General features: G+C 60.0%; 6 protein-coding genes. 4 read left to right on the top strand and 2 right to left on the bottom strand.

Annotated features, from left to right (window positions below; genetic code table 11):
• The first annotated feature begins 159 nt into the window (after positions 1 to 159).
• Positions 160 to 636 carry a GNAT family N-acetyltransferase gene (locus tag OUZ52_RS21730; protein ID WP_266160686.1) on the top strand — a complete coding sequence of 159 codons (477 nt, stop codon included), beginning with the start codon at positions 160 to 162 and terminating at the stop codon, positions 634 to 636.
• 177 nt (positions 637 to 813) lie between these two features.
• Here OUZ52_RS21730 and OUZ52_RS21725 read toward each other — a convergent pair whose 3' ends face one another.
• Positions 814 to 2,901, bottom strand: a complete 2,088-nt coding sequence (locus OUZ52_RS21725) for an alpha-galactosidase D (protein WP_266160685.1) — start codon at positions 2,899 to 2,901, stop codon at positions 814 to 816.
• Positions 2,902 to 3,381: 480 nt separating this feature from the next.
• On the bottom strand, positions 3,382 to 4,281 hold the full coding sequence (locus OUZ52_RS21720) for a LysR substrate-binding domain-containing protein (RefSeq protein WP_266160684.1): 900 nt from the start codon (positions 4,279 to 4,281) through the stop codon (positions 3,382 to 3,384).
• A gap of 103 nt (positions 4,282 to 4,384) precedes the next feature.
• Between OUZ52_RS21720 and OUZ52_RS21715 the strand changes: the two genes are divergently transcribed.
• The 3 genes from OUZ52_RS21715 to OUZ52_RS21705 are packed head-to-tail and all read left to right on the top strand — an operon-like array spanning position 4,385 to position 6,358.
• Positions 4,385 to 5,131 carry a 2-dehydro-3-deoxygalactonokinase gene (locus tag OUZ52_RS21715; RefSeq protein ID WP_266160683.1) on the top strand — a complete coding sequence of 249 codons (747 nt, stop codon included), beginning with the start codon at positions 4,385 to 4,387 and terminating at the stop codon, positions 5,129 to 5,131.
• Positions 5,128 to 5,331, top strand: coding sequence for a hypothetical protein (locus tag OUZ52_RS21710; RefSeq protein ID WP_266160682.1), 204 nt, complete (start codon positions 5,128 to 5,130; stop codon positions 5,329 to 5,331). Before OUZ52_RS21715 ends, OUZ52_RS21710 begins: the two co-directional genes overlap by 4 nt.
• 37 nt (positions 5,332 to 5,368) lie before the next feature.
• Positions 5,369 to 6,358: an arabinose ABC transporter substrate-binding protein gene (locus OUZ52_RS21705; protein ID WP_266160681.1), complete on the top strand. Its 990-nt coding sequence runs from the start codon at positions 5,369 to 5,371 to the stop codon at positions 6,356 to 6,358.
• The last annotated feature ends 18 nt before the right edge of the window (positions 6,359 to 6,376 follow it).

Raw genomic sequence — 6,376 nt, 5'->3', positions numbered from 1 at the left:
CATTCGACATGCATAAAATGCTCGCATCGCAGCAGCGAAACCAAACGAGCGTTTCGCCGACGGATTTCCACCTACTGGCGACGTGAAAAAGCGACCCATCGAGGCTGCACATGATTCAATGATTCAATAGGCGTCATCACCGATGCCGGAAGCACGCGCATGAAAGCAACCAGCATCACCTTAAGACACGCGACTCCCGCTGATCGCGAGGCCATCAAAAACCTTCTTGCTGCAACCTTCAAAGACACCTGGCTGCCGCATCTGACCGCCGCAGCCATCGCGAACTATCACCGCTCGGACAAAGTCACCGACTTCATCGCCGAAGCGGGTGAGGACATCCTGCTGGCTGAAGTAGAGGGCCAGCTGGCAGGGATGATTTATTGGCGTGGCGACTTTATCGATGCCATCCACGTACTCGCCGGCTATCGGCGGCGCGGCATCGCGCAAGCGCTGATGCTGCATGCGGAGCAAGCCATACGCGAACAGGGGTTTCCTCGCGCGCGGCTGGAAACCGACACCTTCAACACCACCAGCCAGTCATTTTATCTGGCACTGGGCTACTGCGAGCTGGATCGTTATCCCGACCAAGAGTGGCATAGCGGTTTGACGACGATTCTCTATGCCAAGCATCTTTGAAGCCCCTGGCAAAACACCGGCGCCGGAGTAGATCGCACCATACCGGTTTACTGCCAGGCACAAGCTAGCCGGTATCGGCATCAAACAAGCTGCGCCCTCTGCCCGGTACCACGCATGGCACCGGGAAGATTCATCGCGGCTCAAGACAAGCTATTGAAGAGGGTCGATTACCAAGGCTTATCGGGAGCAGGTTTGCGTGGTGACACCGGAAAACCGTGCGGGTGCCATCAACGGTGCCATGACAATACGATCAAGATCCGGAGCATAGCCCGTGGGGTTGCCCATCTGAATGGTGTTGGATCCCGCGATCAATGGAACATGGAGCACGATGGCCTTGGGGTCGTCGAATGTACTGCCGTTCAAATCCAGGGCCTCGGGCTTGCCGTTGTTTATCATGACAAACAAGGTGCGTGGACCGCTCGTCGCGTAGTCGATTTCAAGTTGATAAATGCCTGCCGATGGCACCGTCACGTTGGCGAAGGTCACCGTATTGGCAGGACCGCCGCCAATATTGCCTGCCTTGGACAGACCCGAGGCGTAGTTACTGAAACCGGCTGTTACCGTGCCACCCAGGATGGCCGCCTCGGCCTCGTAGCTGCTAGCTGCCGGCAGCGCCGCATCGCCTCGTCCGCTGATGACGATACGATCCAGATCCGGTGGATAGCTGGTGGGATTGCCAAACTGGATACGGTTGAATCCCGCTTGCAGGCAAACCGGCAAGTTACTGCTGGCAGGCAGCAGAAAACTGGCGCCGCCCGAATTGAAGGCCTGCAACGGACCATCACCCACCTTGTACAAATATGAGCGCAAACCCAAGGTCATCGAGTCGACCTGCATTAAATAGACGCCTGCGTGACGCACATAAACCTGATTAAAGGTCACCGTGTTGCCGGCGCCCAGGCCAAGGCCACCGACTTTTTCGCCGCCGGAGCAAGCCGGGCACCCTGCCACCACCGCACTGCCCGCCAAGGTTGCCGACTCGGCTTCGTAGTTCGTCGAAGGTTCGGCGGGCGCATGCCTGGTGCTCGCCGATACTTTCAGCAGTCGCACCGCATGCCCTTCCAGGGCGGTTACAAACTCACCCCGGGGGCTGTCGATATTGGCCTGCTGCCATAGATCACGCACTTGCCATACATCGTCGAAGCCAAGCTCCTTCCACGGCAGCCGGACCAGCGCCGATGCCGCATTCATATTGAACAGCGCGACGTAGTAGTTGCCATCGCCAAGATCCGACACCCAGACCGGCAGATCGCCACCAAGCATTTGTCTGGCGGGCTTGCCCGACTGGTCGAGCGCGAGCACTTCATCGTTAGTCGCCAGCTGTTTGCCGAAATCATCGATCTTGGTGAGGTCGCCGCCCAGGTACAGCGGTGCATTGGCCATCGCCCACAAGGTGAAGGCGGAACGCTTTTCGTCATTCGACAATCCATCCAGATCGCCGTCGCCGATATCCAGCGAATCCAGATCGTTCCAGCCCAGCGTGGCGCCGGCGGCATGCTCCCACGCGGGCAGATCGCGGAAGCGCTTATAGATGCGCGGCCAATCAGTCAGCGTGGCGCAACGGCTCTCGCATTCCACGTCATCGTCAATACGGCGAGCGTTGGAGAACTGCTGCCAGGTGTCGAGATAATCCTGGTCCAGCGCCCAGGAAACCGTCAGCCAAATCGGACGATGGCTATGCGCAATCGCCTGTGACCAGGCCTGCACGTCGGCCAAGTTGTCGATGCTGAGATTGTCGGTATAGGAGCCGGGAGTCACCCCATCAAGCTTGATGAAATCGACGCCCCACGAAGCGAACAACGCGACCACGGAATCGATATAGGCCTGGGCGCCCGGCTTACTGAAATCGATTTTGTAATGGTAAGGCGAAGTACCCGGGCCGCCAAAAGCGTTCCCCGCGGTATACGGCACCGTCAGGATGTCCTGAATGTGATACGGCGTGCCGAGGATCGGTGAATTAGCCATGACCGCGGGCTGTTCGACACCGGGAATCCAGTAAATGCCCGCCTTTTGTCCGTTGCCGTGGATGTGATCGATCAACGACTTGATGTCCGGAAACTTGCTGGTGTCCGGTATGGGGCGGCCGTTCACATCAAAGCTGCCTTGCCAGCCCGAATCCATATTGATGTAGTTGAAGCCATGCGCTTGCAGCCCCGAAGCAAGCAGTGCATCCGACTGCGAGGCGATATTGGCCTGAGTGAAGAAACCGCCATCGATGGTTTGCTGGCTGAAACTGCTCCAACCAAGATAGGGCTTCTGGCCCACCCCATTGACCTGCGCATGCGCAGCTGACGCTACGGCGAGCAATCCACACAGAAAGACAGGGCGCGGCCGTAAAAGTCGCCTGACTCGCGCCCACGAAGCGACTTGTTTCTTGGCTGGAAAGCCGGCTGAATCCGTATCGCGAAGAGAACATGCATAGGTATTCATATCGTAGATATTGCCCCTTGATGTACTTGGCACCCACGGAAGTAGAGCTACCGAAGCGCTCACGCACGTCGGCAGGCCTTATTTGTCATACAAATAAAACTGTGATCCGGCATACGCCGACTGTCAAGTATGGACGGCTAAAAATGCGATGCAGGGGTGCGTGAATCGCACTGGCGCAATTGGTCGGCGGATATCGGCGATAGCAGATCGCCTCGCGGTCACCGGCATGGCCGATCAAACTGCGCAGTGAGTAACTCATACCGCGAGTAGCACTTCCGCTCGCGGCAACGCGAGTCACCCGCTACACCTACGAGACTAGCTGGCCTCGCCACTCGCGGTGGCACGCGCCTCGGCAAACAGCCAGTCACGAAATATCGCAATCTCCGGGCGCAGATCGGCGGCCAGCGGACAGCACAGGTAATAACTGTGCTGCAGGCCGGCATCGATGCCAAACGGCTCGACCAATCGTCCCGCCGCCAAGTCGTAGGCCACCAGTACATGTTGAGACAGCGCAACGCCCTGCCCCTCGATCGCCGCCTGCAACATCATCGTCGGATCGGAAAACGTCGGGCCGCGCATGACATCGGCCATCTCCATGCCTACCTGCTGCAGCCATTGCTCCCAGCCTGGCACCTGCTGCGCGCGGCGCGACTGACGCTCGTGCAGCAGCACGCAACCGGCCAGGTCGCGCGGCGTACGTAACGACGCGGCCAGCGCCGGGCTACATACCGGCGCATAACCGGTAGCCACCAGCAATTCCGTAGCCATGCCGGGCGGCTCGATCGACCGGTCATCGATAGCGATGTCCGATCCGCTGGGGTCGCTTTGCGGGTCGGTAACCACTTCCACACCGATCTCGGGGTGCCGATCAAAAAAGCGAAACAGCCGCGGCACCAGCCATTTGGTACCGAAAACGGCAGGCACCGAGACCCTCAAAACCGTGTTGCGGTCATTCAGAAGCTGGTCGGTTGCCTGCTGCAGTGCACGAAAAGCCTCCCTGACGCGCGGAAAATAATGCTCGCCCGCCACCGTCAGCTGCAGCTTATTGTTGTTACGCACAAATAGCGCAACGCCGAGATGTTGCTCCAGCTGTTTAATGTGGTGACTGACCGCAGCAGCTGTCAGGCACAGCTCCTCAGAAGCTTTCGTAAAGCTCAAATGCTGCGCTGCGAGTTCGAACACACGCAGGCCGTTGAGGGGGAGCGAACGCTTCATTGCAGACTCATATAAAAAAACTTGAGGGGCGCCTGATGATTTCCTAGTTTGCCATGCTCTGGCACGCCGCCAACAATCCGTCGCCATGACCGACGAGCGGCCCATGAATATCCTCACCATTGATACTGGCACGACCAACACCCGCGTCTTCGCCTGGCGCGATGGCGAAGTGATCGCCCATAGCGCGCGCCAGGTCGGCGTGCGCGACACCGCCATTACCGGCAGCCGCCACACGCTCGAAACAGGCGTCCAAACGGCAATCCAGGAAACCCTTCATCACGCAGGCCTGGGCACCGACCAGGTCGACCTAGTGCTGGCCTCGGGCATGATCACCTCCAACATGGGCCTGCATGAGGTCCCCCACCTGCTGGCTCCGGCAGGCATGGGCGAGCTTGCCGCGGCGATGGTGGCCGCACCGATCCCGGCCATCTGGCATCAACCGGTCTGGCTGGTGCCTGGCGTGCGCAATCGGGTCGATCACATCGGCCTGCACAATGTCGAAGCCATGGACATGATGCGCGGCGAAGAAGTCGAGTCGATGGCCTTGGTCAAGCGGCTGAATATTTGCGAGCCGGCGGTCATCGTATTGCCGGGCTCGCACTCCAAGTTCGTCAGCCTGGACGGCGCGCAACGGATCACCGGCTGCGTCACCACGCTGGCGGGTGAGCTGCTGCAAGTCATCACCCACAACACCATCCTGGCCAGTTCGCTGGATAGCGGTTTTGCCGACGAGATCGATCGCGAGATGTTGCTCGCGGGAGCGCGCTCGGCCAAGCAGATCGGGCTGGGCCGCGCCTGCTTCAGCGTACGCACACTCGATCAATTCACCGTCTACGACCGCAATGCATGAGCCCAGGCACGCAGTTTGTGATCAGCGGCAAGCCGGTATTGCGCGAGGCACTGGCGCTGTTGGTGCAAGGCGACGATTTCTTTTCCGGTGCGGTCAACGTCGTGACTGACCCACAACAAACCGCGTTGGCAGGCTTCGGCGCCATCGCCATCGCGCAAGCACGCGGCCTGCTCGAACCCGCTGCCATCCAGGTGCAGTGAGCAGGCCAGTCCGTACCGATCCATCGAGGAGGGAGAGATGAACCATAAATTTGCCACCGCCGCCAAAGTGCTTGGCGGCATGCTCGCCATCGCGATGATGCCGGCCCATGCCGCCGATCCGGTGAAGATCGGCTTTCTGGTGAAGCAACCGGAGGAGCCGTGGTTCCAGGACGAATGGAAATTCGCCGCCATGGCCGCCAAGGACAAAGGCTTCGAACTGGTCAAGATCGGCACCCCCAGCGGCGACCAGGTGCTTACCGCGATCGATAACCTCAGCGCGCAGCACGCGCAGGGTTTCATTATTTGCGCGCCCGACGTCAAGCTCGGCGCCGCCATTGCGGCCAAGGCCAGGATCGGCAATCTGAAGTTGATGTCGGTCGATGACCGGCTGGTCGACGGTGCCGGAAAACCGATTGAGTCGGTGCCGCACATGGGCATTTCGGCGAGCAAGATCGGCGAACAAGTCGGCTCGGCCATCGCCGACGAAATCAAGCAACGCGGCTGGAAGCTGGCCGATGTCGGCGCCATCAGCATCAGCTATGACCAGTTGCCGACGGCCAAGGACCGCACCAGCGGCGCCACCGCTGCGCTGCTTGCCGCGGGCTTCCCCGCCGCCAACATCATCAATGCGCCGCAGGCCAAGACCGATACCGAAAACGCCTTCAACGCCGCCAACGTGGCGATCACCCAGCACCCTAACTTCAAGCACTGGGTGGCTTACGGGTTGAATGACGAAGCCGTGCTCGGCGCAGTGCGCGCCGCGGAAAGCCGAGGCTTTCGCACGGCCGACATGATCGGCGTCGGCATCGGCGGCAGCAACTCGGCCAAGAACGAATTCGCCAAGGCCCAGCCGACCGGCTTTTTCGGCACCGTATTGATCAGCCCGAAACGTCATGGTTACGAGACCTCGGTCAACATGTACGAGTGGATCAAGGACGGCAAACAACCGCCGGCGTTGACCTATACCACCGGCAAACTGATGACCCGCCAGAACGCCGCCGCGGTGCGCGCGGACATGGGGCTCTGATTCGCATGCTTATCGGCG

The organism is Dyella silvatica (genome assembly GCF_026283955.1).
GTDB classification, from domain to species: domain Bacteria; phylum Pseudomonadota; class Gammaproteobacteria; order Xanthomonadales; family Rhodanobacteraceae; genus Dyella_C; species Dyella_C silvatica.
This window is presented reverse-complemented; position numbering and strand designations above follow the sequence as displayed.